The organism is Acinetobacter sp. YH16056_T, assembly GCF_024605895.1.
GTDB classification, from domain to species: Bacteria; Pseudomonadota; Gammaproteobacteria; order Pseudomonadales; family Moraxellaceae; genus Acinetobacter; species Acinetobacter amyesii.
The window spans coordinates 3,147,117-3,173,168 of sequence record NZ_CP094545.1 but is presented as its reverse complement, the minus strand read 5'-3'; the positions used below and the strand labels follow the sequence as shown (position 1 = coordinate 3,173,168).

At 41.9% G+C, this 26,052-nt stretch carries 27 protein-coding genes and 1 riboswitch; of the genes, 18 read left to right on the top strand and 9 right to left on the bottom strand.

All coding sequences use genetic code 11. From position 1 onward, the window contains the following. Positions 1–651 (top strand): orotate phosphoribosyltransferase, encoded by a 651-nt coding sequence (gene pyrE, locus MST17_RS15420; protein WP_078190583.1) that lies wholly within the window; start codon positions 1–3, stop codon positions 649–651. A 290-nt stretch (positions 652–941) separates the two neighbouring features. Here pyrE and MST17_RS15415 read toward each other — a convergent pair whose 3' ends face one another. Continuing rightward, positions 942–1,166, bottom strand: coding sequence for a hypothetical protein (locus tag MST17_RS15415; protein WP_100329926.1), 225 nt, complete (start codon positions 1,164–1,166; stop codon positions 942–944). A gap of 250 nt (positions 1,167–1,416) precedes the next feature. Here MST17_RS15415 and MST17_RS15410 point away from each other — a divergent pair, with 250 nt between their 5' ends. Further along, a complete protein-coding gene (locus MST17_RS15410; protein ID WP_067765721.1) occupies positions 1,417–1,737 on the top strand; it encodes a type II toxin-antitoxin system RelE/ParE family toxin in 321 nt (106 codons plus the stop codon). Continuing rightward, positions 1,730–2,002, top strand: a complete 273-nt coding sequence (gene nadS / locus MST17_RS15405) for a NadS family protein (RefSeq protein WP_004641921.1) — start codon at positions 1,730–1,732, stop codon at positions 2,000–2,002. Before MST17_RS15410 ends, nadS begins: the two co-directional genes overlap by 8 nt. Positions 2,003–2,506: 504 nt before the next feature. On the opposite strand, the gene MST17_RS15400 is transcribed toward nadS, so the two are convergent. The 5 genes from MST17_RS15400 to MST17_RS15380 form a co-directional block, all read right to left on the bottom strand. After that, positions 2,507–2,842, bottom strand: coding sequence for a type II toxin-antitoxin system HicB family antitoxin (locus MST17_RS15400; RefSeq protein ID WP_035270373.1), 336 nt, complete (start codon positions 2,840–2,842; stop codon positions 2,507–2,509). Beyond that, a complete protein-coding gene (locus tag MST17_RS15395; protein ID WP_044425274.1) occupies positions 2,839–3,087 on the bottom strand; it encodes a type II toxin-antitoxin system HicA family toxin in 249 nt (82 codons plus the stop codon). Before MST17_RS15395 ends, MST17_RS15400 begins: the two co-directional genes overlap by 4 nt. A 105-nt stretch (positions 3,088–3,192) precedes the next feature. Next, complete coding sequence (locus MST17_RS15390; RefSeq protein WP_000537572.1) at positions 3,193–3,720, bottom strand: plasmid pRiA4b ORF-3 family protein; 528 nt, start codon at positions 3,718–3,720, stop codon at positions 3,193–3,195. A gap of 56 nt (positions 3,721–3,776) precedes the next feature. After that, positions 3,777–3,974, bottom strand: coding sequence for a DUF3565 domain-containing protein (locus MST17_RS15385; protein ID WP_180025890.1), 198 nt, complete (start codon positions 3,972–3,974; stop codon positions 3,777–3,779). A gap of 125 nt (positions 3,975–4,099) precedes the next feature. Continuing rightward, entirely contained in the window at positions 4,100–5,002 is a 903-nt protein-coding gene (locus tag MST17_RS15380) for a sensor domain-containing diguanylate cyclase (protein ID WP_180025891.1), read from the bottom strand. A 327-nt stretch (positions 5,003–5,329) separates the two neighbouring features. Here MST17_RS15380 and gshB point away from each other — a divergent pair, with 327 nt between their 5' ends. From gshB to lpxC, 8 genes are all read left to right on the top strand, one after another. Beyond that, complete coding sequence (gshB, locus tag MST17_RS15375; protein WP_078190578.1) at positions 5,330–6,274, top strand: glutathione synthase; 945 nt, start codon at positions 5,330–5,332, stop codon at positions 6,272–6,274. 338 nt (positions 6,275–6,612) lie between these two features. Next, complete coding sequence (gene murG / locus MST17_RS15370; RefSeq protein WP_218949167.1) at positions 6,613–7,674, top strand: undecaprenyldiphospho-muramoylpentapeptide beta-N-acetylglucosaminyltransferase; 1,062 nt, start codon at positions 6,613–6,615, stop codon at positions 7,672–7,674. 14 nt (positions 7,675–7,688) lie between these two features. Continuing rightward, positions 7,689–9,137 carry a UDP-N-acetylmuramate--L-alanine ligase gene (murC, locus tag MST17_RS15365; RefSeq protein ID WP_078190576.1) on the top strand — a complete coding sequence of 483 codons (1,449 nt, stop codon included), beginning with the start codon at positions 7,689–7,691 and terminating at the stop codon, positions 9,135–9,137. 59 nt (positions 9,138–9,196) lie between these two features. Then, positions 9,197–10,126: a D-alanine--D-alanine ligase gene (locus tag MST17_RS15360; protein ID WP_078193219.1), complete on the top strand. Its 930-nt coding sequence runs from the start codon at positions 9,197–9,199 to the stop codon at positions 10,124–10,126. Positions 10,127–10,129: 3 nt separating this feature from the next. Then, on the top strand, positions 10,130–10,984 hold the full coding sequence (locus MST17_RS15355; RefSeq protein ID WP_078190574.1) for a cell division protein FtsQ/DivIB: 855 nt from the start codon (positions 10,130–10,132) through the stop codon (positions 10,982–10,984). Positions 10,985–11,052: 68 nt separating this feature from the next. Further along, positions 11,053–12,315 (top strand): cell division protein FtsA, encoded by a 1,263-nt coding sequence (gene ftsA / locus MST17_RS15350; protein WP_078190573.1) that lies wholly within the window; start codon positions 11,053–11,055, stop codon positions 12,313–12,315. Positions 12,316–12,474: 159 nt separating this feature from the next. After that, the gene (gene ftsZ / locus MST17_RS15345; protein ID WP_168379400.1) at positions 12,475–13,665 is read left to right on the top strand and encodes a cell division protein FtsZ; all 1,191 of its coding nucleotides are present in this window, start codon (positions 12,475–12,477) and stop codon (positions 13,663–13,665) included. Between the two features lie 125 nt (positions 13,666–13,790). After that, positions 13,791–14,693: a UDP-3-O-acyl-N-acetylglucosamine deacetylase gene (lpxC, locus tag MST17_RS15340; protein WP_168379401.1), complete on the top strand. Its 903-nt coding sequence runs from the start codon at positions 13,791–13,793 to the stop codon at positions 14,691–14,693. Positions 14,694–14,790: 97 nt separating this feature from the next. Here lpxC and MST17_RS15335 read toward each other — a convergent pair whose 3' ends face one another. Further along, complete coding sequence (locus MST17_RS15335; RefSeq protein ID WP_168379402.1) at positions 14,791–15,231, bottom strand: DciA family protein; 441 nt, start codon at positions 15,229–15,231, stop codon at positions 14,791–14,793. 106 nt (positions 15,232–15,337) lie between these two features. Here MST17_RS15335 and MST17_RS15330 point away from each other — a divergent pair, with 106 nt between their 5' ends. The 3 genes from MST17_RS15330 to MST17_RS15320 all read left to right on the top strand — a co-directional run bounded on the left by MST17_RS15330 (position 15,338) and on the right by MST17_RS15320 (position 21,002). Further along, positions 15,338–16,033 (top strand): M23 family metallopeptidase, encoded by a 696-nt coding sequence (locus MST17_RS15330; protein ID WP_180022341.1) that lies wholly within the window; start codon positions 15,338–15,340, stop codon positions 16,031–16,033. Positions 16,034–16,314: 281 nt separating this feature from the next. After that, a complete protein-coding gene (gene aceE, locus MST17_RS15325; protein ID WP_078193212.1) occupies positions 16,315–19,017 on the top strand; it encodes a pyruvate dehydrogenase (acetyl-transferring), homodimeric type in 2,703 nt (900 codons plus the stop codon). 2 nt (positions 19,018–19,019) lie between these two features. Further along, a complete protein-coding gene (locus MST17_RS15320; RefSeq protein WP_180025893.1) occupies positions 19,020–21,002 on the top strand; it encodes a 2-oxo acid dehydrogenase subunit E2 in 1,983 nt (660 codons plus the stop codon). 48 nt (positions 21,003–21,050) lie between these two features. On the opposite strand, the gene MST17_RS15315 is transcribed toward MST17_RS15320, so the two are convergent. Then, positions 21,051–21,758 (bottom strand): methyltransferase type 11, encoded by a 708-nt coding sequence (locus MST17_RS15315; protein WP_180025894.1) that lies wholly within the window; start codon positions 21,756–21,758, stop codon positions 21,051–21,053. A 58-nt stretch (positions 21,759–21,816) separates the two neighbouring features. Next, positions 21,817–21,959, top strand: a riboswitch (yybP-ykoY riboswitch). Positions 21,960–22,033: 74 nt separating this feature from the next. Between MST17_RS15315 and MST17_RS15310 the strand changes: the two genes are divergently transcribed. Beyond that, positions 22,034–22,612: a TMEM165/GDT1 family protein gene (locus MST17_RS15310; RefSeq protein WP_078190565.1), complete on the top strand. Its 579-nt coding sequence runs from the start codon at positions 22,034–22,036 to the stop codon at positions 22,610–22,612. A gap of 63 nt (positions 22,613–22,675) precedes the next feature. Here the strand turns inward: MST17_RS15310 and tnpA are convergent, their stop codons facing one another. After that, positions 22,676–23,074: an IS200/IS605 family transposase gene (gene tnpA, locus MST17_RS17250; protein ID WP_180025895.1), complete on the bottom strand. Its 399-nt coding sequence runs from the start codon at positions 23,072–23,074 to the stop codon at positions 22,676–22,678. 39 nt (positions 23,075–23,113) lie between these two features. Between tnpA and MST17_RS15305 the strand changes: the two genes are divergently transcribed. From MST17_RS15305 to MST17_RS15295, 3 genes are all read left to right on the top strand, one after another. Continuing rightward, the gene (locus MST17_RS15305; RefSeq protein ID WP_152873594.1) at positions 23,114–24,331 is read left to right on the top strand and encodes an RNA-guided endonuclease TnpB family protein; all 1,218 of its coding nucleotides are present in this window, start codon (positions 23,114–23,116) and stop codon (positions 24,329–24,331) included. Between the two features lie 316 nt (positions 24,332–24,647). Then, the gene (locus MST17_RS15300) at positions 24,648–25,445 is read left to right on the top strand and encodes an MBL fold metallo-hydrolase (RefSeq protein ID WP_078190564.1); all 798 of its coding nucleotides are present in this window, start codon (positions 24,648–24,650) and stop codon (positions 25,443–25,445) included. A gap of 99 nt (positions 25,446–25,544) precedes the next feature. After that, complete coding sequence (locus MST17_RS15295) at positions 25,545–25,910, top strand: YkgJ family cysteine cluster protein (protein WP_168379406.1); 366 nt, start codon at positions 25,545–25,547, stop codon at positions 25,908–25,910. Positions 25,911–26,052 lie beyond the last annotated feature (142 nt).

The following is a 26,052-nucleotide window of genomic DNA, read 5'->3' as shown; positions in this document are numbered from 1 at the left end:
ATGACAGCGCAAGCGGCATTTAATCCACAAGCTTTTATCGAACTGGCATTATCACGTGGTGTGCTTAAATTTGGTGAGTTTACTTTAAAATCGGGTCGTGTGAGTCCTTATTTTTTTAATGCGGGTCTTTTGAATGACGGTGAAGCATTGTCGTTATTGGCTTCTGGCTATGCAGCTAAATTAACAGAATGCGATAATGTGGAAGTGGTCTTTGGCCCAGCTTATAAAGGTATTCCATTTGTAGCAGCAACGGCTGTCGCACTGTCACAAAACCATGGTGTGAGTGTACCTTGGGGCTTTAACCGTAAAGAAGCGAAAGACCATGGTGAAGGCGGTGTGCTTGTGGGTGCATCAGTAGAAGGCAAAAAAGTCTGGATCATTGATGATGTGATCACTGCAGGTACTGCGATTCGTGAAGTAGTGACTATTCTGAAAAATGCCGGTGCACAAATTGCGGGCGTATTGGTGGCGCTAGACCGTCAAGAAAAAGGTCAGGGCGATTTGTCTGCGATTCAAGAAGTACAAAAAGAACTCGAAATCCCAGTTCATGCCTTAATTACCATGAAAGATTTGATGACTTTCTTAGAGGCTAAAGGTGAAACTGAAGCTTTAGCGAAAATGGAAGCGTACCGTGTTAAATACGGCATTTAATTTTTCGGGATTTCAAAAGGCAGCTGAAGCTGCCTTTTTTACGTCTTTAAATGATGATTGTTGCATCTAACTAACAAAAAACGTGAAATATTGCTTAAAAAGTAGGCGTTAAACGTGAAGAATCAATAAAAAGCCGTCTCAGTGCGCTATTTACTGAAACGGCTTTAGTTAAACTATTGATGCTTATAGAAAATTTAAAGATGTTTCGTATAAGAGATTTTATGTTAAACGAGTGATGAAAAGGCTCATGAATTGTGCCTTTCATATAACATCTATTATTTAATTTTAAATTATGAATGTTGAATATCGAATACCGTACCTAATCGAGCTGATATTTTTTCAATAGTAGACTCCAATACTTCAGAGGTTAGATCTAATTTAATTTCTTCTGGATAAAGATTTAATAATTCCTTAATAGAGGGTCGCTGATTTAAAGGTAGACAATCAATTAAGGCCATCAAAAATTTAGGATCAAAAGATCTTATTGATTTAGCCTTTAGAACTAAACGAGGCATTCTATATATTTATTCTAATAATGTACTTAATGTAAATTATATCAATTAATTAAATATACTATAAATGACTTTTTGTATCAAAAAATTGAATATTTATTTACCTTTTGGTTGTAATTTCTATTACCTAAAAATCAAAATTGAAGCTAATCACGTAAGATAATTTCGGTTATGAGAAATGAGAGCTACCTTTTCTCGTTTTTTTATTCTAAAACTGCTAAAATTCTTATACGCCATTGACGTACTTGAGCTCATGTTATTCATTGAAACCAGTGTTTTTACCAAGCAAATTAAAGAGCTTGTAAGTGATGAAGAGTATCGTCAGCTCCAGCAAGATCTTTTGGTACAACCTGATAAAGGTGACTTAATCAAGAATGGTGGTGGAATTCGTAAAGTACGCTGTACTCAAGGCAATAAAGGTAAAAGCGGCGGCATCCGGGTGATCTATTATTGGGTCACAGAAGATGATCAGATATTTTTCCTGGTGGCTTATCCAAAGTCTGTGAAAGATAATCTGACAGACAAAGAAACATCGATCCTGCGTCAATTAGTAAAGGAGCAATTTCATGGATAACAACTTATTTGATGACCTGGTTGCTTCAATCAAAGAAGCTGGTGCCATCAAACGTAATGAGATAAAGGCCAGTCGAGTCACAGAGCTTGAATTGCCAGATATTAAAGAAGTACGTGAGAAAACTGGATTAACGCAAGCAGAGTTTGCTGCACGTTTGCATATTAGCGCGAGAACGCTACAGAACTGGGAACAAGGCCGACGCTATCCGACTGGTCCTGCAGCGACTTTAATTCGCATTCTGGATGCCCATCCAACTTTGATCTAAATATTTTAGACAATAAAAAACCCCAGCATCCTGCCGGGGTTTCTCATATTGGGTTGCTAGGTATGACTCCTGTCTTACCTCACGCTCCTGGTGCGATCTTTCTTATTCTTGTTGTTTGGAACATCCTGTTCTCTATGACTTCATCATAGGAAAATTCACCTATCCTGGATAGCCGCAAAGGGCCGAGTTTTATGTGAGCCAAAGCGTACAAAATAGCCTAAATTTCATCCACAGTAATTGGGGATAGTTTTCGCCCTGGAAGAGCTGAGAACATTGGGAAAATGCCAAAATTGATTACTTTTTAAACAAATTTATTGGCAAGAACTATCAAAACCGCTCATAAAAAAGCCGACTTGTTTCAAAATCGGCTTTTTGTACATTTTTTGGCTAGAGCTAAATTTTTAAGTACTTGATATTTAACTTAATATACAAAAAAGGGAGCTGTAAGCTCCCTTTTTTACTAATTTTTTTCAATTTTTAGATGTCAATCTAGGCTTCAATAAATTAAGCACCTAAACGCATTAATTTCTCTTGAATCGCATCGCTTACAAAAGCATTAAGAGAATTATCACTTGATGCTAAAACAGCTTTACGGTGTAACTCAGGACTAATACGGACATTAAATGTACCTTTGAATGGCTGATCGGGTTTTTTACCTAATTCAGCACAAGACTCTAAATATCCATCGACAGATTCCTGAAAAGCTTGTTCAAGAGTTTTTAATGTTTCTGCTTCATAAGTGATGAGATCACGGATAAATGCAAGCTTTCCAAATAACTCACCTGTTTCAAGATCAGGTTCAATTGTACCTAGATAACCTTTGTATTTTAAATAGCTCATAAAAATCCCTCCTGCTTGAGTGCCTGTTTTACAGATTTCAAAGCCCCACCTTTGATTTCATTTTCAGGGTGTGGCCTGTGCAGTAAAATCATGTGTTCAGTTTTCGTATTAAAAAAACGGACACGAGAGCCTGCCATTTCAAATTTTTCATAGCCGAGCTGATTCAGTAAAACGACTAAATCTTTATACGGAAATGTATTTTTTGAATTTCCAAATTTTTCCAGTAACTTTTCCGTTTTACCCATACTTCAGCCCTACTGCTATTGCAACTAAGTATAGTTACTTTTAAATAATAATTGCAACTATATTTAGTTGCAATTTCGTATAACAGCCCTTATGTTAAATCAGGTTTAAAACTTAATATCATGTGAATTAAAGTAGGTCGGATCAAACTCTATCTCTCCTATTTCATCCTCGATAATTTGCATGTAATCGTCATATCTTGGATGTTTGGGGTCTTGTAATGCATCTAAAATATCAAGATATCCAAAAATTCCTCCAATATCTTCAAATGGAGCATGATTTTGACCATCTATACAACATGGATATTTTTTATTTAAATCAGGAGATTGTCTGCTTTCTACAGTAATCAAATGTTCCCAACAATCGCCAAAATCATATGTATATATAATTTTTTTACCTACACGTAGAACTTCTTTCAATTTTTGTCTTTTATTGATCTTTTCATGCTTAATAGTCGTGAATTCATGTAAATGGCTATCTTCCCAATCAAAAGCGGATTGAATTGCCTTATGGAGCCTAGATAAAGTAGCTGCCGATGAAATTTGAATAGTTCTCCAGATTTCAGGATCACTACCTAGCAGACTAATTTTTAATTGAAAAACTTCATCAGAAGATTTGAGCTTTACAGTTCCCATAACAGCCTAGTTCTCAAAAAATAGTTTTAGTAAATCTAAAATTAACATAATACACGTTATACGAAATTCTTTTCATCACACTTCTTACATTCCAACATTACCCCTAACTTTTCGTTCCGTCCTTGCTCAGTGATAACCCAAGGACGGTTTTGCCAAGGCGGATCATGCCGGACATGCTGTGTATGGCCACAAGCTAAAATAGCATACCAATGATTTTCATCATCCAAGGCAAAATCAACAATGGCTTGCTGCATATCGGACACCTATCTAAACTGAACTTATGTTGAAAAGGGGAGAGAGCTCATGCTGAGCAATCACAACGGCTTGAATATCAAATTGCTAAATAGACTGTGAAATTTGGTTTATTTCTGCCGCACGCTTACGCCGCGACAATTCTATTTTTCCCGCCATGTTTGGCTTTATACAGCGCTAGATCAGCACGCTTAATTGTATCTTCGTAGGTACAATCTTCAGGCATGATGGTTGTTACTCCTATGCTCACGGTGACATGGGCGTTATCTATTGAAAACCGACTTAATTCTTTTCTGGAATGTTCATGAATCCGTTTGGCAAATTGAATGGCTTGTTCACAGCCCGTGTTGGGTAATGCGACCACAAACTCATCTCCACCTAAGCGGCAGGCGCAATCAGTCTTGCGCAGCGTTAAACGAAGAATATCTGCGACTGCTCGGATTGCCTCATCACCGACATGATGACCTTTGCTGTCGTTGATTTTTTTGAGGTTATCAAGATCGAACATCAAAATCGAGGTCTGTATGGAATGTCGTAGGTATGACTCATAATGTAATGCTAAGTCATGCTCTAATTTTCTTCGATTGAAAAGACCGGTTAACTGATCCGTATGGCTGAGTTCCTTCAGCTTAATTTCCAAGTTGTGACGCGCTGAAATATTACTTGCGACCCAAAGCACAACGTCTTCTTCATCTACTGAAAAACTGAGGGCTTGGATGCGCACCTCAAACCAAATGGGCTCTTCAGGACCATAATCGGGCAGACCTTTTACATCCCTATTGCTCAATTCGTACTCTTCGATGAGTAGATTTCCTGACGCTAGAGCTTGGTCGATCAGTTGCATAAACAAGTTGGCTTTATCTGGCTTGATCACATCTGAAATATAGGTACCAACAAGACCGGAACCATCGTGGTAATAGCGATTATCGCGCCCACCAAAAACCGCAACGTATTTTCTACTACGCGATATGACAAAAGCAGGGTCTGGCAAAGCATCAAGAATGATAGCCATCTGCTCAATGTTGATCATTAATTAATTCTATTTCTTTATTTACAATAATTAACACAATAGCTAAAAAAAATAAAAAGCACGTGTTTTTTCACCAAAAATAATGATGGGCGAGATGTAGATGTGATGAATATCTGTCTCAATTGCTTGGCGTCGATTTACACAGGCCTAACGCCATAATGCTTTCATGGCTTATTTCCATTATTAAGATAAAGCCGATGATAGAAATGTTTTGAATTATCGCCTGCATCACACGAATCCATACATACACATGCAAAATCAGAATAAACAAAAGAAAAATCTCGGCTATACTCATTCATAAATTAATAATGAACAGAGCACTGAATAATGCGTGTACTTGTTGTGATGGATCCCATCGAAAATGTAAACCTAAAAAAAGATACCTCAATGGCGATGCTATGGGCAGCAGCACGCCGTGGACATGAGCTAGGCTATGCATTACAGCAAGATTTATATATCGATCAAGGCAAAGCCTTTGGTTTGATTTCACCGCTAAAAGTTTTTGAAGACTACAACCACTATTACGAACTCGGCGAAAAACAAAAAGAATCAATTGCAGCTTATGACGTGGTTTTGATGCGTAAAGATCCGCCGTTTGATATGAACTTTGTCTACACCACCTATATTTTGGAACAGGCTGAACGCGAAGGCGCATGGATTATTAACAAGCCACAAAGCCTACGTGACTGCAATGAAAAATTGTTTGCGACGCAATTCCCTGAACTTCAAGTACCGACCTTAGTGACCTCGCAGCAAAGCCTGATTCGTGAATTTTTGCAAGAACACGGCGATGTGATTGTGAAGCCATTAGACGGCATGGGCGGTATGGGCATTTTCCGTTTATACCAAGATGGCGTTAATATTGGTTCAACCATTGAAATCCTGACCAATAACGGCACACAGCCGATTATGGCGCAGCGTTACATCCCAGAAATTGTGGATGGCGACAAGCGCATCTTGATGATCAATGGCGAACCCGTACCGTATTGTTTGGCGCGTATTCCGCAAAATGGCGAAGTGCGTGGCAACTTGGCGGCAGGTGGTTTGGGCGAGGCGCGTCCATTGACCGAAAATGATAAAGCCATTGCAGCCAAAGTTGGGCCATTCCTTCGTGAAAAAGGGTTAGTGTTTGTTGGTCTGGATGTGATTGGTAATTACGTGACTGAAATTAATGTCACCAGTCCAACCTGCGTACGTGAAATTGATGCGCAATTTGGCACCTCGATTGCCGATGATTTATTTGATGTCCTTGAGGCAGGTTTAAAAGCTTAATTTTGCACTAGATTTAAAAGAGTCCTTCACGGGCTCTTTTTTTGGCCTGCGCTAAGGGGAGGGGAGCTTAAAAAGCAAAAAAACTGTAAGTGAATGCAATTAAAGTGAAAAATTGTCTGATTTTTTTCAATTCTCATAGATTAATAATAAAACTAGTTTAAACTTTTAAAATAGTAGAAAAAAACAATCATACGCCTGTTGAAAAAAAGTAAATTACCTTTCACGGTCATGCGTTTGTGATTACAATTGTTTGCTTAAAATCGAATATCATTAGCCTCTTTTTAGAATTGAAGAATTAGACAGTGACCGAAGTAACGCAAGTAAAGCCGAAACATGTCATGATGATGGCTGCCGGAACCGGTGGTCACGTCTTTCCAGCGCTCGCTGTTGCCAAAGAGTTGCAACAACAAGGCTGTAAAGTTTCTTGGCTCGCAACGCCAACAGGCATGGAAAATCGCCTGCTTAAAAATCATAATATTCCAATTTATCAAATTGATATCCAAGGCGTACGCGGCAATGGAGTCGTGCGTAAGCTGATGGCACCGTTTAAAATTCTCAAAGCTACTTTGAGTGCCATGCGTTATATGAAACAACTCAAAGTTAATGCAGTTGCAGGCTTTGGGGGTTACGTGGCTGGGCCAGGTGGCTTGGCAGCTCGTGCATTGGGCATACCAGTCATTATCCATGAACAAAATGCTGTGGCTGGGTTTACCAATACGCAATTATCGCGTGTGGCGAAAACGGTGTGTCAGGCATTTCCAAATACTTTTCCAGCTCAAGATAAAATCGTGACCACAGGCAATCCTGTACGGAAGGAAATTACAGAAATTTTAAATCCGTCATGGCGTTACCAAGAGCGTGAAAAAGCTGGGTTGCCATTACGGGTTTTAATTGTAGGTGGCTCACTGGGCGCACGTGCCTTAAATGAATGTGTGCCGGCTGCTTTGCAGCAATTAGAACAGCCCCTCAGTGTATATCATCAGTGTGGTCAAAATAATGCTGAAAGCACATTGGCTCGTTATGCAAACGCACCTGAACATATACAAGTTGAAGTTCAGCCGTTTATTGAAGATATGGCAGCAGCCTATTCTGCAGCGGATTTGATTATCTGTCGTGCTGGTGCACTAACCGTCACTGAAATTGCGACAGCGGGTGTAGCAGCCGTGTTTGTTCCTCTGCCAAGTGCAGTGGATGACCATCAAACTGCAAATGCAGGGTTCTTGGCCAATATCAATGCTGCAAAAATTTGCCCACAAGCGGACATGACCGCAGAAAGTTTAACAGCGTTGTTGAAGCCGCTGATGAATCGCCAACGACTTATGGAAATGGCGGTTAAGGCTCGACAACAGGCACAACCCGATGCGACACAGCACGTGGTTGGTTTAATTCAAGATTTGTAAAATTCGAGTAATCTATGTCTCCATCAACGCCTGCCGATCAAGCGAAAAAGCTCATTAAAGTGCCAGAAATGCGCCGTATTAAACACATCCATTTTATTGGGATTGGTGGTGCGGGCATGTGCGGTATTGCCGAAGTATTGAAAAACCAAGGCTATAAAGTTTCAGGTTCAGATATTAAAGCGTCGAAAACCACGGCTCAGCTTGAAGAAAACGGCATTCAAGTTTTCATCGGTCATGCTGCTGAAAATATTCAAGGCGCCAATGTAATCGTGGTATCAACAGCTATTGATTCTGAAAACCCAGAAGTGAAAGCGGCGATTGAAACCCGTACACCTGTCGTGCGTCGTGCAGAAATGTTGGGTGAATTAATGCGTTACCGTCATGGTATTGCCGTTGCGGGGACGCATGGTAAAACCACGACAACCAGTCTGGTGACCTGCATGTTGGCAGAAGAAAATCTGGACCCAACTTATGTCATTGGTGGTTTATTAAATCGTACTGGTGTGAATGCTGCATTGGGTGCAAGCCGTTATATCGTGGCTGAAGCAGACGAATCAGATGCGTCATTCCTGCATTTACAGCCGATGGCAACGATTGTCACCAATATCGATGCTGACCATATGGATACCTATGGCGGTAGTTTCGATGTATTGAAAGATACCTTCGTACAATTCTTACAGCGCCTTCCATTTTACGGTTTAGCTGTGATGTGTGGTGATGATGCCAACATCCGTGAAATTATGCCGCGTATTGGTCGTCCTGTCGTGACTTATGGTTTCAATGAAGACAATGACATTCGTGCCGTTGATGTGGCTCAAGAAGGCATGCAATCACACTTTACAGTTTTGCGTAAAGACCGTGAGCCGTTACGTTTAACCATTAACTTGCCGGGTCTGCATAATATCTTAAATGCCTTGGCAGCAATTGGTATTGCAACGGATGAAGGCGTTTCTGATGCTGCGATTGCACGTGCCTTAGAAAGCTTCAGTGGCGTAGGTCGTCGTTTCCAAGTCCAAGGCGAATTTGAAGTTGAAGATGGCTTGGTGAAATTGGTCGATGACTATGGTCACCATCCAAAAGAAGTGGAAGCGACCATTAAAGCTGCACGTGCAAGTCATCCAGATCGTCGTTTGGTGATGATGTTCCAGCCACACCGTTTTAGTCGTACGCGTGACTGTTTTGATGACTTCGTCGATGTCTTGTCTCAAGTCGATCAACTGTTGTTATTAGAAGTTTATCCTGCAGGTGAAAAACCAATTGTGGGTGCGGATAGTCGTGCGTTGGCTCGAAGTATTCGTCTCCGTGGTGAAGTTGAGCCGATTCTCATCGATCCAGTAGAAGGCAACTTACAAGCAGTAATGAAAAAAGTGTTACAAGCAAATGACTTGTTATTAACACAGGGCGCAGGTAATGTTGGAGCAATCTCAATCGAACTTGCTCAAAACAATCTCTATGTAAAATGATCACCGCTTGGTGATCCAAAGTTTGTTTAGACCGTAGATAAAAGTTTAAGGATATAAACGTGTCAAATGCTTCAAAATTCGGCAAAGTTGCCGTGTTATTAGGTGGGAAATCTGCCGAACGTGAGGTTTCTCTCGATAGTGGTAAAGCTGTACTTGAAGCATTGGTGCGTTCGGGTGTAAATGCCGAAGCATTTGATCCGCAGCAACGCAGTGTGACTGAGTTGGTGGCTTATGACCGTGCATTTATCGTCCTTCATGGCCGTGGTGGTGAAGATGGTCAAATTCAGGGTACTTTGGAATGGTTAAACATTCCGTACACTGGAACGGGCGTTCAAGGCTCAGCGATTGGTATGGATAAAGTCAAAACTAAACAAGTTTGGCAAGGTTCAGAACTACCGACAGCACCTTATCGTATTGTCAGCAAAGATTCAGATTTACAAGAAATTGTAGATTCAATTGGTTTGCCATTTATCATTAAGCCGGTGCATGAAGGCTCAAGCATTGGTATGAGCAAAGTTGAAAAAATTGAAGACTTTGCAACCGCAATTGCCAAAGCGACCCAGCATGATGCAGTTGTGATGGCTGAAAAATGGATTACCGGACGTGAATTTACCATTGTGATTTTAAATGGTCAGGCATTACCGGTGATTCGTTTAGAACCGCCTGCAGATGTGGCTTTTTACGATTACGAAGCGAAATATAACCGTAACGATGTGCAATATGGTATTCCATGTGGCTTGACTGAAGATGAAGAAAAGCGTCTACAAGCTTTATCTTTACGCGCTTTCCAAGCGGTAGGTGCGAGTGGTTGGGGCCGTATTGACGCGATGCAGGATGCAGAAGGAAACTTCTGGTTACTTGAGGTAAATACTGTTCCGGGTATGACCAGTCATTCTCTAGTGCCAAAAGCGGCCAATGCCGTAGGTTATAGTTTTGATGATCTTTGTGTCGCGATTTTGGAACAAACCCTAACAGGTGCGGCACACTAAATTATGGCTCAACTTCCTGCGTCTATGCGCCGTAAACGTGCAGCAACGACATCGATACATGACAAACCACCGACACGTAAGGAAAAGCTTACCAATGTGGGTGGATGGCTGTTGTTGTTTATTGCATGTGTGGTCTTGATTGCCGGAATTTGGGGGCTATATAAAGTCATGACGGATGCACGTGTGGCTGAACTTGATGTGGTGGGTGTGCGGAGCGCCCAAGAAAAACAACAAGTGATGTCATACGTTTCACCGATGATGACTCAAAATTATTTTACTTCTGACTTACGTGTCATTCGTGACCGTACTTTAGAGATCTCTTGGGTTGATCGCGTGGTGGTATCACGTGCTTGGCCAAATGCAATTCGTGTACGGGTGATGCCGCGTCAGGCGATTGCACGTTGGGGAACTGGGCGACTGTTGAGCGACAGTGGTGATGTATTTGCAGAATTAACCCCGACCAATCATCAGAATTTGCCGTTATTGCATGGGCCGACGAGTCAGTCCAAAATGATGATGCGTCGTTATAATGAAATTAATCAATTATTTATACCTGTTGGCATTCGTTTAAAAGAATTATATTTAACCGAACGAATGACTTGGTTTATGCAGTTTGATTCAGGCTTACGCGTGATTGTCGATCAAGATCAGACCATGAGTAAGTTGCAGCGTTTAAGTTATCTCGCACACAGTGACTTAAAACCTGTATGGCCACGAATTTCTGCCATCGATTTGCGCTACCGAAATGGTTTAGCGATTCAATGGAAAAACTCTGTGCCAGCAAAGTCGGTAAATGGTCAGTTTGTTGTAACCAGTGATGACATAGGCATTGCGAATGCAGCGCCGGTAAAGCCATAATGATCGGCTTTATAAGTAGAGGCTTTAAGCCATAAATTAAACAAACATGTGAATGGTAGTAGTAAATAATGAATGAAGCTGTTCCCTCGGTTGTTGCGATTGACATTGGGACACACAAAGTTTCAGTTTTGATTGGTAAGGTACACGCGCCAGACAATATCCAAGTGGTAGGGATGGCGACCGCTCGTAACCGCGGCATGAATAAAGGGAAAATTGTCAGTCTCGATAAAGTTGTTACCGCAATTAAAAATGCAGTGCAGGAAGCGGAAGATATGGCGGAATGTCGTGTACATTCTGCGTGGATTTCCATTCCAAGTGCTGAACTAAAAAGTTTTTATGCCTCTGGTCGCACTCCAATTGAAAATAATGACCATGCGATTACCACCAATGAAGTGGTGCGTGCATTAGAACTGGCCAAAGCCAGTCATTTAACGTCTGACCACTATTTGGTGAGTGCTGTACCTTTAGGTTTTGAACTAGATGATGAACCTGAGTGGGTATTAAACCCGATTCGCATGTCAGCACGGAGTATGACAGGGCATTATCATTTGATGATGTTGCCCATCAGCACCATGCAGAATTTGGATCGTGCATTAAAAGGCGCCAATATTGGTGTTGAACGCATGGTCATTTCATCATTAGCAACAGCTGAAGCCAGTTTGCTTAAAGATGAAAAAGAATATGGTGTGTGCTTGGTTGATATTGGTGCAGGTACGACCAATATCGCGGTGTATTTAGATGGTCGCTTGGCGATGACACATACCTTGCAACGTGGCGGCGAGCATGTAACACGTGATATTGCTGCTGTATTGCAAACCACAACAGAAGAAGCGGAACGCATTAAACTGTTGTATGGTTGTGTTGACCTGAAAGTGGTTAAACCTGAAAGTATGATTCAGTTCCAAGGGATTGATGGTCCACAAACCATTAGCCGAATTGAACTGACCGAAATTATTATTGCGCGCTATGAAGAAATCTTTAATCAAGTGCGTAATGAATTGGTCGATCATGGTGCGATTCATGGTTTATACCATGGTGTTGTACTCACAGGTGATGCCTGCCAAATTGAAGGGATGGTGACATTTGCACGTCGGATTTTAGGTGTCTCTGCACATTTAGGTAATCCACCTATGCAAGTATATGCCGATGATCAACAGCAAGCTGCTTTACGTCGTTCACAATACGCGACTGCCGCAGGTCTGTTAATTTTCAGTCAAAGCGAAACACAAGATACGATCGTTGAGCCAGAAGATACGGAAAAACTTTCAGTATTGAATCGGGTAAAACGGGCATGGTCGGGCTTCAATGACACCTTGAAGTCGATCTTTTAAGTTGAAATATTTGGGAATATTGTTGGGAAGTTGTACGGATTATTGCTTGTACTTGACAAGCTGGAACTTGGACAGCATTCTAAAAAACAATTTTTATTAAGATCAAGGCAGTATACGGGCTGAAGTGTCTGCCAATTATGGATTAGGAATTTTTTAGGCATGGCCTCATTTGAATTTTTAGAAGATGATCAAAGCGACAGCAACGGTCAAGCCCGTTTCACAGTATTCGGTGTGGGTGGTGCTGGCGGTAACGCTGTGCAACACATGTTGGAATCAGATATCGAGGGTGTAAAATTTGTTTGTGCCAATACAGACAAACAAGCACTCGACCGCATGAATGCACAATTTAAAATCCAACTCGGCGAGCAAAGCACGCGTGGTTTGGGTGCAGGTGCAAATCCACAAGTGGGTCAAACTGCTGCTGAAGAAAGCCGTGAGTTGATTCGCCAACACCTTGAAGGTACGGACATGGTGTTCGTGACTGCAGGTATGGGCGGTGGTACTGGTACAGGTGCTGCGCCAGTTGTTGCTGAAATTGCCAAAGAAATGGGTATCTTAACGGTAGGTGTGGTGACGACTCCGTTTAACTTTGAAGGTAAACGTCGTCAGCAATCTGCTGAGAAAGGTATCGAAGCCCTTGAGCAACATGTTGATTCTCTAATTATTATTCCGAACCAACGCCTGCTAAAAGTGTTCCGTGATATCTCGATGAAAGATGCTTACAAAAAAGCAGACGACGTACTGTTAAATGCTGTACGTAGTATCTTTGATCTTGTGGTGCGTCCTGGTCATATCAACCTTGACTTCGCCGATTTGAAAACTGCGATGAGTACACGTGGTTATGCCATGATGGGTGCAGGTTCTGGTCGTGGTGAAAACCGTGCGCGTCAAGCTGCTGAGCAAGCGATCCGTAGCCCGTTGTTAGATAACGTGACCATCATGAATGCAAAAGGCATTTTGATTAACGTAACAGGTGGCGATGACGTAACCTTCGGTGAAATTGAAGAAATCACAGATGTAGTGAACCAAATTGTGGATCTTGATGAAGGTCAAGTGTTCTACGGTACGGTATTTGATCCAGATGCACGTGATGAAATTAGTGTAACTGTGATCGCAACGGGTTTAACTCGTAATTCTGCCGATTCTGCTGAGCCAGTGAAACGCCCTGTCGCACAAGCAACGCGTACAGTCGCTTCTGCACAAGCACCTGTAGATGAAGATGATGTACCAGCGATTCAACGTCAGCACAATGAAGCAGCTGCTCCGGCGGCTGCGGCGGCGTCAGCATCGAATTCACGCCCTACGCCAATGAGTATTCAAGACTACTTGAAAAACCAGCAACGTAAATAAAACAAATTCAATGACTTAAGTGTCTATTGATTACAAAAGGTAGCTGATCAGCTACCTTTTTGTTTTTTATCAATGGCTAAATATGCTAACGTATAGCGGTTTTGTGAACTGATGATAGAAGACACATGTTGAAACAACGTACCCTGAAACGCATCGTGAAAGCGAGTGGCATCGGACTGCATAGTGGGCAAAAAGTGATGATTAACTTTGTGCCACATCATGCCGATGGGGGCATTGTGTTTCGTCGTATCGACTTAAATCCACCGATTGATATTCCAGCTGATGCTATGCTGATTCAAGAAGCATTCATGTGTTCTAACTTGGTGCAAGAAAACGCCAAGGTGGGCACAATTGAGCACATTATGAGTGCGATTGCTGGTTTAGGGATTGATAACCTGATTGTGGAAGTGTCGGCATCTGAAGTGCCTATTATGGATGGGAGTGCAGGCCCGTTCATTTATTTGCTTATGCAAGGTGAACTACAAGAACAAAATGCACCTAAAAAATTCATAAAAATACTTAAACCTGTCGAAGCACTGATTGATGATAAACGTGCTGCCTTTCAACCGCATGACGGTTTCCAATTAAATTTTACGATTGATTTTGACCATCCTGCATTTAAGAAAGAATTTCAATCGGCAACCATCGACTTTTCAACCGAAACATTTGTCTATGAAGTCAGTGAAGCGCGGACTTTTGGCTTTATGAAAGATTTGGATTATCTCAAAGCCAATAATTTGGCTTTGGGGGCGAGTCTCGAAAATGCCATTGGCGTAGATGAAAATGGTGTGGTCAATGAAGAGGGTTTACGCTTCTCGGATGAGTTTGTTCGTCACAAAATATTAGATGCTGTGGGTGATTTATATTTGCTTGGTCATCAAATTATTGCGAAATATGATGCCTATAAGTCAGGTCATGCATTAAATAATCAGTTATTACGCAATGTCAAAAGTGATCCAGATAGCTATGAAATTGTAACATTTGATGACATTAATGATTGCCCAATTAGTTATGTGAATGTGACATAAGTCATTGTCTTATAATAGTGATGTTATATTGTATCATTTGTAAGTGTTAAGTCTGTCACATTCTGAGCATTCAAATTTGTCTGTTACAACTGGGTGGTTACTTTTTATTGCTTGCCAAACGCAGCATTGCTTGGCTAAGCTTAGGGTCGCTCACAAAGTCAGCAGCATTACGGAGTAAATCCTGAGTTTCTGTACTGAGGGTTCTTGAAATTTTTTCAGGGGAATGGGGCGTTGGAGACGGAGTTCTCAGACGGACTTGAATCTTGTGCAAATCCTTGAATTCGTATATTTGTGATAATTGTGCAATATATTGCTTTTGCAAATAGGCCAACTGACTAATCAGTGCCTGATTTTCTCCAGTTAATATAAGTACACCATTTATATAACAAACAACTTGCCATTGATCCGGTTGGGGCAATAGCGGTTGAACAATTTTCGTAAGTTTCTGCCATACAGCAACTTGCGTTGAGAGAAACGACAAGTTTCCTGTTTTTATGTGTTTTCTTGTTGGTTGAAAGACGTTGACAGGTTCTGACATACATATTTCCTACATGTTTATGTCTTAATCTTATGCGCTCCTTTTGGCTGATATCAAGGACGAAATCACACAAGGAACAAAAGAGAACAGTTTATAGAGGTTTTTTATGCATTTACGACGTATTTTATTGGCGTTTTCATTGGCAGCTTCGGCCGCTTCAGTCGCTTTTGCAGATTTAGTTGAATTAAATCAAGCAGACTCATCATCAGATCGTATTGAACAGTTAACTCGCACTTTGTCTCAAGGTGCTTACTCTGAAAGCAATGATATTGATGTTCCAGCGGAAACCAAGTTGAATGTTCAAATTCGTGAAAAATCAATTGAACTCAACAATGCGACAATCGCAAAAAAATACGGTTCAAGCAATTCCTCTCAAAACTATTCAGCAAGTTCAAATAATCCATATTCATGGTTAATTGCCCACCCACTTCCAGACATGAAGCGCGTGAGCTCAAACTATGGTGGTCGTACCATGGGTGGCCGTGCAGAAAATCATTCAGGTTTAGATCTTTCTGCGGCAAGTGGCACACCTATTTATGCAACAGGCCCTGGCATAGTAACCAAATCTGGCTGGGGCACAGGTTATGGCCAATATGTTGAAATCAACCATGGTAATGGTTACCTGACACGTTATGCACATGCATCACGCTTAATTGCACGTGTAGGCGACCGTGTTGCTGCGGGTGAGCATATTGCTAACGTTGGTTGTACTGGTCGTTGTACTGGCCCACATTTACATTACGAAGTAGTGAAAGATGGTCAACGCAAAAACCCATCGACGTATTTAGCGATGTTGCCATAAGCGCATACAACATCTGTATACGAAGCCATTGTCTGAACCTCTACAGACAATGGCTTTTTTATTTATCGCTAATAACTATAAAATTATCATTCTAAAAAATATTGTCTGTATGAAATATGGCGAAAATTGACCCAAAAATGTAAATTTGTGTAATTGTTAATCAATAAGTATTTAGTAAATAAATAATAGAGCTATTTCGTATTCATCTGTGGCGATAACTGAGCCTAGCCAAAATATGGTACTAATAGAGCCATATATTTAGCACATAGGATAGGTGAAGTATGGCGTTTTATGGCGATACAGATGCGCAAGAAACCCAAGAATGGCAGGACGCATTTGATTCAGTTTTACAGCACATGGGAACTGACCGCGCTGCATTTTTGCTTGAAAAACTCTATCAACAAGCGATTGCTAAGCACGTTCCCATTCAGCGACTAAATACTCCTTACTTAAATACCATTTCAGTTGAAGAACAACCGCCTATGCCGGGTGATTCGGATATGGAGCGCCGTATTCGTGCGCTGATCCGCTGGAATGCCTTAGCGATGGTACTGCGTGCCAATAAAACCGGTGATGACTTAGGTGGTCACTTGGCAAGTTTTGCATCATCTGCCACTTTATATGACGTGGGTTTTAACCACTTCTTCCGTGCCAATAGCGACAGCTTTGGCGGTGACATGATCTATTATCAAGGTCACTGTGCGCCAGGTATCTATGCACGTTCGTTCTTAGAAGGTCGTTTGACTGAAGAACACTTAAATAATTTCCGTCGTGAAGTTGGCGGTAAAGGTTTGCCTTCATACCCACATCCGTACTTGATGCCAGATTATTGGCAGTTCCCAACCGTATCGATGGGTCTAGGCCCAATCATGTCGATTTATCAAGCACACATCCAAAAGTACTTGATGAACCGTGGGCTGATCAAAGAAGAAAACCGTAAAGTTTGGGCTTACCTCGGTGATGGTGAGATGGATGAGCCTGAAAGTACAGGTGCCATTTCACTTGCAGGCCGTGAAAAGCTCGACAACCTGATTTGGGTCGTGAACTGTAACTTACAGCGTCTAGATGGCCCAGTTCGTGGTAATGGTAAAATTATTCAAGAACTTGAATCATTGTTCCGTGGTGCAGGCTGGCGCGTAATTAAGGTGGTTTGGGGTCGTCATTGGGATCCGTTACTGGCAAAAGATGATTCAGGTGCCTTAAAAGCGGTGATGGAAGAAGCGGTCGATGGTGACTTCCAGCGTTATCAAGTGAAAGGTGGTGCGTATACGCGTGCACATTTCTTTGGTAAGTATCCTGAAGCTGAAGAGTTGGTGCGCAACTTAAGCGATGAAGATATTGATAACCTGAACCGTGGTGGTCATGACCCATTCAAAGTGTATGCGGCTTATGCCGAAGCGATGAAGGAAACGGGTCAGCCAACAGTTATCTTGGCAAAAACAGTCAAAGGTTATGGTTTGTCGGAAGAGATTGAAGCAGTCAATAAGACGCATCAAATCAAGAAAATGCAGCTTGAGTCGTTGAAATACGTGCGTAACCGTTTCAACTTGCCATTTACTGATGAACAGCTTGAAGAAGTGCCATTCTATCGTCCGAGTGAAAACTCGCCTGAATTGAAATACATGAAGGCGCGTCGTGAGGCATTGGGTGGTTATTTACCTGCACGTCGTAAAGAAAGTGAACAGCTGGCGATTCCTGAATTGTCTGTGTTTGATGCGGTACTCAAAGGCAGTGGCGGTAAAGAGCAATCGACGACCATGTTGATGGTACGTTTGATTTCATCATTATTGAAAGAAAAAGCCATTAAAGATCGTGTCGTACCAATCGTGCCAGATGAAGCGCGTACTTTCGGTTTGGAAGGTATGTTCCGTCAGTTGGGGATCTATGCTGCGCATGGTCAAAAATATACCCCTGAAGACCAAGAACAGTTGATGCACTATCGTGAAGCCAAAGATGGTCACATGCTACAAGAAGGGATTAACGAAGCGGGTGCGATGAGTGCTTGGGCTGCGTTAGGAACCAGTTATTCAACCAATAACTTGCCAATGATTCCGATGTATATGTACTACTCGATGTTCGGTTTCCAGCGTATTGGCGATATTGCATGGGCTGCAGGTGATGCACAGGCGCAAGGCTTCTTGCTCGGTGCAACTGCGGGTCGTACAACACTGAACGGTGAAGGTTTACAGCACCAAGATGGTCATTCACATATCTTGGCAAATACGATTCCAAACTGTATTTCTTATGACCCATGTTTTGGTTATGAGTTGGCAGTGATCGTACATGATGGTTTAAAACGCATGTACGTGAACCAAGAGCGCGTGTTCTATTACTTAACAGTAATGAATGAAAACTACGAACACCCTGCTATTCCTGAAGGTGCTGAAGAAGGCATTAAACGTGGTATGTATCTCTTCGAAGAAGATGAGAAAGCAACGGTTCAGTTGATGGGTTCAGGTGTGATTCTGCGTGAAGTGATTAAAGCGGCGAAAATCCTTCGTGATGAATATCAAATTCATTCAAACGTGTGGAGCGTCACTAGCTTTAACGAATTAGCTCGTGATGGTATGGCGTGTGAAGAATACAACCGCCTACATCCATTGGCTGAAGATACGAAAGAAGCTTGGATCTCTCAATTACTTCGTGAAAAAGACGGTATTGTGGTATCGGCAACCGATCACATGCGTGCTTATAGCGAACAAATCCGTGCTTATCTTCCAGACAATCGTCCGTTCGTTGCATTAGGTACAGATGGTTATGGTCGTTCAGATACACGTGGCAACTTACGTAGCTACTTTGGTGTCGATGCCGCACATATTGTGGTAGCAACATTGAAAAAACTCGCGGATGAAGGCGAAGTTGATGCGCGTTTAGTCAAAGATGCTATCTCAAGCTTTGAACTAGATACTGACCGTCCAGTGGCATGGGCTCCGCAGGAAACGCCGGAACTGCATGCTGTGGCTGACTACAAAGAGGAGAACTAATCATGCAAATTACGACTCCTGATATTGGTGTAGATAAAGCAACGGTCGCTGAGATTTTAGTGAAAGTCGGCGACAGCATTAGCGTCGATGACAGCATTGTGTTGTTAGAGTCTGATAAAGCCTCTGTTGAAGTACCAAGCACTTCGGCAGGCGTGGTGAAAAGCATTGCAGTTAATCTGGGTGACAGTGTTGCTGAAGGTGCTGTGCTGATCGAGTTGGAAGCAGAAGGTCAAAGTACTGCTACAGCTGAGCCAGTACAAAATGCAAGTGAAGACGAAGCAGCAGAACCAACTCCGGTTGTGGAAGCAGAACAAACTGCAGCAGCATCTGTTGCAGCCAATGCTCCTCAGTCGCAAAGCATCGATGTGCAAGTTCCTGATATTGGCGTAGAAAAAGCTACGGTAAGTGAGATTTTGGTCTCTGTTGGTGATGAGATTGATGTCGATCAAAGTATTATCGTGGTGGAATCAGACAAAGCGACAGTCGAAGTCCCAAGTACTGTATCAGGCCGTGTTGAATCGATCACAATCAGTGCTGGCGATGTAGTGAAAGAAGGTGTAGTGATTTTAACGGTGAAAACGGCGGCTTCATCTGCTGCGGTTGAATCGGCTGCTGTGCAAGAAACTGCACAGCCTGTTGCTGCACCTGTTGTTGCAGAAGCAACACCAGCGCCGTCTACGGCTGCGGCGTCTGGACCTGTTGATATTGCAGTGCCTGACTTAGGTGTTGATAAAGCAGCAGTGGCTGAAATTTTAGTCGCTGTGGGTGATGTGGTTGAAAAAGACCAAAGCATCATCGTGGTGGAATCAGACAAAGCAACGGTAGAAGTGCCAAGCTCTACCGCTGGTAAAATCACCGCGATTCATGTCCAGTTAGGGCAAAGTGTCTCTGAAGGCGTCGCTTTAGTGACGATAGAAGCCGAAGGTCAAGCTGTTGCAGCACCCGCACAAGCAGCGAAACCTGCACCAGCTGTAGCACAGCCTGCGACAGTTGCACCTAAAGCTGAAAGCAAAGTTGAAGCAGCTCCACAATCACAAGGCGCAGATAAACTCACCAAAGAGCAAAATGCTGCCAATGCCAAAGTGTATGCAGGACCGGCCGTTCGTAAGCTTGCACGTGAATTGGGTGTGGTTTTGGCAGAAGTCAAAGCATCTGGCCCGCATGAGCGTTTAATGAAAGAAGATTTATTCGCTTATGTGAAAACCCGTTTGACCACTCCGCAAGTTGCACCTGCAGCTCAAGCTGTGGCACAGGTTTCAGGCTTGCCGAAATTGCCAAGCTTTGATGCTTTTGGTGGTGTGGAAGAGAAAGTTTTGACACGTTTACAACAAGTGTCGATTCCGCAATTGTCTTTAAACAATTTTATCCCGCAAGTGACGCAATTCGATGCTGCGGATATTACCGATCTTGAAGCTTGGCGTAATGATTTAAAAGCTAACTTTAAGAAAGAAGGTATTGGCTTAACCATTATGGCTTTCATCATCAAAGCAGTGGCTTATTTGTTGAAAGAAGAGCGTGAATTTGCAGGTCATTTGTCTGATGATGGCAAGTCAGTATTGCTACGCAATGAAATCCACATGGGGATTGCCGTTGCCACGCCTGATGGTTTGACCGTGCCTGTACTGCGTAATCCAGATCAAAAATCGATTAAGCAGATTGCAATTGAGCTGGGTGAGCTGAGTCAAAAAGCACGTGACAAAAAACTATCGCCAAAAGATCTACAAGGTGCGAATTTTACCATTACCAGTTTGGGTTCAATTGGTGGCACGGCATTTACACCGTTGGTCAACTGGCCACAGGTGGCGATTTTGGGTATTTCACCTGCAACCATGCAGCCAGTATGGAATGGTGAAAGCTTTGATCCACGTTTGATGCTGCCGCTGTCATTGTCATACGATCACCGTGTGATTAATGGAGCGGACGCTGCACGTTTTGCCAATAAACTGACGAAGCTGCTCAAAGATATCCGAACTTTATTGATCTAATCTGACCTGTTTAAGTTTCAAAATGAACCCTGCTTTGGCAGGGTTTTTTTATGGCGTGGTGGTGGACTGACAAAGCCAATCAGGAAGTTCAATGGGTGAAGGGTAGAGCTTTAATGCCGAGTTTGCGTTGAGGTTATAGGTGAGTGGAAGCGTACGATGTGGCTGCGCCGTCGACCAAAGCTTATGTCGTAAATGTTCAAAGCGTTGAAAGTCTTTTAAAAATAAGCCCCAAAACTTTTCATAATGCTCAAGTTCTTGCACATGTTGATGCTGATATGCATGTGTTTGACCGTGTTGGTGCTGAAAGTCATAGCCCATCAGCCAAATACGCTGCGGTTGAAAGAGATGTGCGAGTGAATAGGCTTGAAGGCCGCAATTATTACCATAAACAAAGTACGGTGAATGAAATAACTCCGCTTGCGTATCGATACGCACGGTTTTAAAGTTAATCACTTCATGTTCAGGATATGGACGGTTGTGACCTAAACCACATCCGCTAATGATGTCACCTCGAAAGGATGCTTTGAGCATGGGCTGATACTGTAACCACCATGCATAGTCTGAATGATGAGCAATTTGAGCCTGAGGAAGTTGAAGAAAACTTTGATTACAGCAAATGATCAGCAGTTTTTTTGAGGGCTGAATGGTGGTTAAGTCGAAATTGAGCTGAGATGGACCACCTGCAATGATTAATACATCCTGCACATGCATATAGTGTTGAATAAATTCTTGAAATTTTTGATTATTGTTTTGCATATCATATTGAGTCATCGAAAATTAAAATTGCGAAAACATGCATTCCTCGCTAGAATAGCATTACTTCATTGGGGAGTAGCCGCTTTTTACGCAAAGTAAAAAGGTGATGGTCAACATATTTGCTCTAAAACGAGCATGGTCATCATAGCAAAGAACCAAATGAGCTCTTCGTAGCTTTCTTTTGTTGGCAAGACCTTTGATTTATCACTCTGCACATTGGCTAGCAGGAGGGATAAGTCATCGGTATATGTTATTGCTAGCCAGAGAAATGCACCATGTTAACCGCTTTCTTCATTTCCCTTGCTGTTGTTGCCCTGTCAGAAATGGGCGATAAAACACAATTACTTGCCTTACTGCTTGCTGCACGTTTTCGTAAACCCGTTCCGATCTTAATTGCAATTTTCCTAGCGACTGTGGTGAACCACGGGGTTTCTGCTGTGCTGGGTCAATGGATTACCACCGTTTTAAGCCCAACCGTTTTATTGTGGATTGTTTCTCTGGGCTTTATTGCCATGGCGGTGTGGATGTTGATCCCCGATCAATTGGATGATGAATCTGAAAGTATCAATAAATGGCAAAAATATGGGGTTTTTGGTGCCACTTTCGTTTTGTTCTTCTTGGCTGAGATTGGAGATAAAACCCAAATTGCCACAGTTGCACTGGCTGCACGCTTTGACAGTATTGGCTGGGTGACTTTGGGGACGACACTAGGCATCATGTTGGTTAATGCGCCTGCGGTATTTATTGGGAACAAACTAGCAGAAAAACTACCGATTTCACTGATTCATAAAATTGGCGCCCTAGTATTCTTGGTGATTGGTTTGGCTGCGTTGGCACAACACTATTTATTTTAACTAAATGTGCGGAATTCTCCATCTATAATCTGTGATTTAGATGGAGATGGATAGCACGCCTTTTCAGTCGGGTCTCTCTTGGTTTTGGATGTATTCTCGAATTACATCAATTGTCGCTCCACCTATTGTAAGTAGACAGTATGCCCTCGTCCAAAGCACAGGTTTCCAATAATAAGGTTTTAGTTCTTCACCGAACTCCTTGCGTATCAGTCTGCTTGATACAGTTTTTAGATTATTGATGAATTTACTTGGCATGATGTTCGGGTGCATATCTAACAATAAGTGAATATGATCAGCTTCACCATTGAACTCAATCAAGTCAATCTCCCAATCAGCACAGTTCTTTTTTACAATTTCTTCAAGCCGATTGATCATCTCATTTGAAAGGCATTTCTTGCGATATTTTGTTACCAACACTAAATGATATGTAAGTTTATAAACACAGTGATAATGTGACTTCATTACATTTACACTAAGCAATTAATTTGCTAAATTATAACCATGAAACAACCTTTTTTGAAAGCGTATAAATATCGCATCTATCCTACTTCTGAGCAGAAAGTGCAATTTGAAAAGCACTTCGGATGCACTCGCTTTATTTTCAATTGGGCTTTAGCACTTCAAACTAAAGCTCATTCTGAAACTCAAAAATTATTATCAAAAAAGGATATTCAAGACCAATTAGTTGCCATGAAAAAACAACCTGAATTCGAATGGTTGAACGAGGTGAATAGTCAATCACTTCTTAGTGGGTTACTTCACCTACACACTGCTTACAACAACTTTTTTCAGCGATTAAAGAAAGGCAAGGTTGAATTCAGAAAGATCAAAGGATATAAACCAAATCCTGATGAAAAACGCCCATTAAGTCATCTTGTCGGCTACCCACGGTTCAAATCCAAGAAAATACCGCAACGGTCTTATCAATGCCCTCAGCACGCAACAGTGAGCTTTGAGAACGGATTACTTCATCTACCTAAAATTAAAGGGATAAAAACTGTATTTAGTCGGGTATTTAATGGGAAAATCAAAACTGTCACCATTAGCAAAACAGCGACAGGTAAGTATTATGCTTCGATTTTGGTCGAGTCAGAGTTAGAACTTGTTGCATCAACAACAATTCAAGCTGATCAAACCATCGGAATTGATATGGGTTTGAATCACATGCTCATTCAATCCGATGGTAATAAGGTTGAAAATCCAAAATACTTGCGACAGGCTCAAAACCGACTATCCATACAGCAGAAGATATTTGCTCGAAAGAAGAAAGAATCAAAGAATTATCAACGTCAAAAATTAAGTGTTGCATTCATCCATGAAAAAGTGCGCCTGCAACGCTTAGACCTACATCACAAACTCACGCATTACTTGATCTGTGAAAACCAAGCGACCACGTATGCTGTAGAAGATTTAGGGATAAAAAACATGGTAAGAAATCGAAAATTAGCCAAGTCCATTTCGGATGTGGCTTGGGGTCAATTTCTTACGATATTGCAATACAAGGCAAAATGGTTCGGTAAGAATGTGCTACAAATTGGAAGATTCGTTCCAAGTTCTAAAGCATGTTCATGTTGTGGTTATACTATGACAAAATTGCCACTAAGCATAAGAGAATGGCAATGTCCTGACTGTGAAACAGTGCATGATCGTGATTTGAATGCAAGCTTGAATATACGCAATTTCGCTTTAGCTGATGCACTAGGACATAGTACTGTATAAAGAGTTCCTGTACCGCCATACTGTCAGCGCAGTGCGGTATCGAAAGGTGCAATCTCTAAGATTGCATGGGTCGCAAAGATTCCCCCACCATAGCTCTTAGCTTGGTGGTGGGAGTATGTCAAATAATGATCTCACCATATTAAAAATACATGAAATCCTGAGTTAAAAACTCAGGATTCTTTGCCAATAAATGAGACCCAATTCACTGATATTTCAGATAATATTGACTGAATATTTATTGTAAGTTTCCCTAAATAAATATATGTTATTAACCTATAGAATATATTTTTTTTGATAAAAAATTTGGGGAATGGGAATGGCTTTCGAACGCACAACATCACAGGTACTTTATGATGATGGAAAGCATAAATGTATTAGCTTTACCAGCTTGGTAAAAGGCGAGGGCGTACAGGCGAACCAGTTCCTGATTTTGGATAATGAGCGCGCAGCGGTGCTCGATCCGGGTGGTGACTTGACCTATGTCCCACTGACTATGGAACTGAATAAATATACCCGTTTGACCAATCTTGACTATGTGATGGCCTCGCATCAGGACCCAGACATTATTACCTCGATGCCGCGTTGGTTGGTTTATACTGACGCCAAAGTGGTGGCATCTAAGCTGTGGGCGCGTTTCTTACCGCATTTAAACTCTGCATTTATGAGTGACCGGATGAAAGGCAACTGGTTGGATCGTCTGATCGAACTGCCAGATCATGGTCAGGTGATTCCATTAGGCAATAGTCATTTGGTGGCTGTTCCTGCACATTTCCTACATTCGGTTGGTAACTTCCAATTTTATGACCCGATTGCCAAAATTTTATTCTCAGGGGATATGGGCGCATCTATGGTGGATGATGCCTCTAAACCTTTAGAAAATTTTGCCGCTCATATTCCTAAAATGAAAGGCTTCCATCAGCGCTACATGTGTTCGAACAAAGTGATCCGTCTGTGGGTCAACATGGTACGGACGATGGATGTGGAAATGATCGTACCGCAGCACGGCACGCCATTTATTGGTAAAGAACAGATCAACCAATTCTTAGATTGGATCGAAACCTTGCAGTGTGGTGTCGATTTAATGGATGAAACAGTCTTTACTTGCCCAGTATAATGACTTGAAAATTCAGAAAAAATAATTGAGTTTGCAGATAACATTTTTTAGTATTTTTCGTCCATAAAATAAGCTTTTAGATGACGAGAATAGATAAAAATGTTGTCTCAAATACCGACTCAGGATGCATGTTTAACCTGTGGAGCATGTTGTGCCCACTATCGCGTTTCTTTTTATTGGGCAGAAGGGCTGAATATGCCCGAACATTATACTGAACCGGTTAATGCCGTGTATTCATGTATGGCGGGCACCAATCAAACACAGTCTCGTTGTATCGCTTTGGGTGGGAAAATTGGGCAAGCAGTGAGTTGTAGGGTGTACGAGGCTCGGAGTTCCACATGTAAAAGTGTGCAGATAGCTGATGAGCAATGTAATAAAGCACGCATCGCGCATCAAATGATTCCATTGATCAGTATTCCACTGCATGACGCTGAAAATGATGAAGATTTCGATCAAGTCAGTTAAGGCTTTAGTTCCAGAATAAATTTATTGAAATTAAGCGGTAGAGTCTTCGGATTCTGCCTGTATTGAACAAGTTGCTGACTAACCCTCAGTGTATTCTTGCTGAAAACAGCATATTCGATGGTTAATATTGAAAACTCCGTAA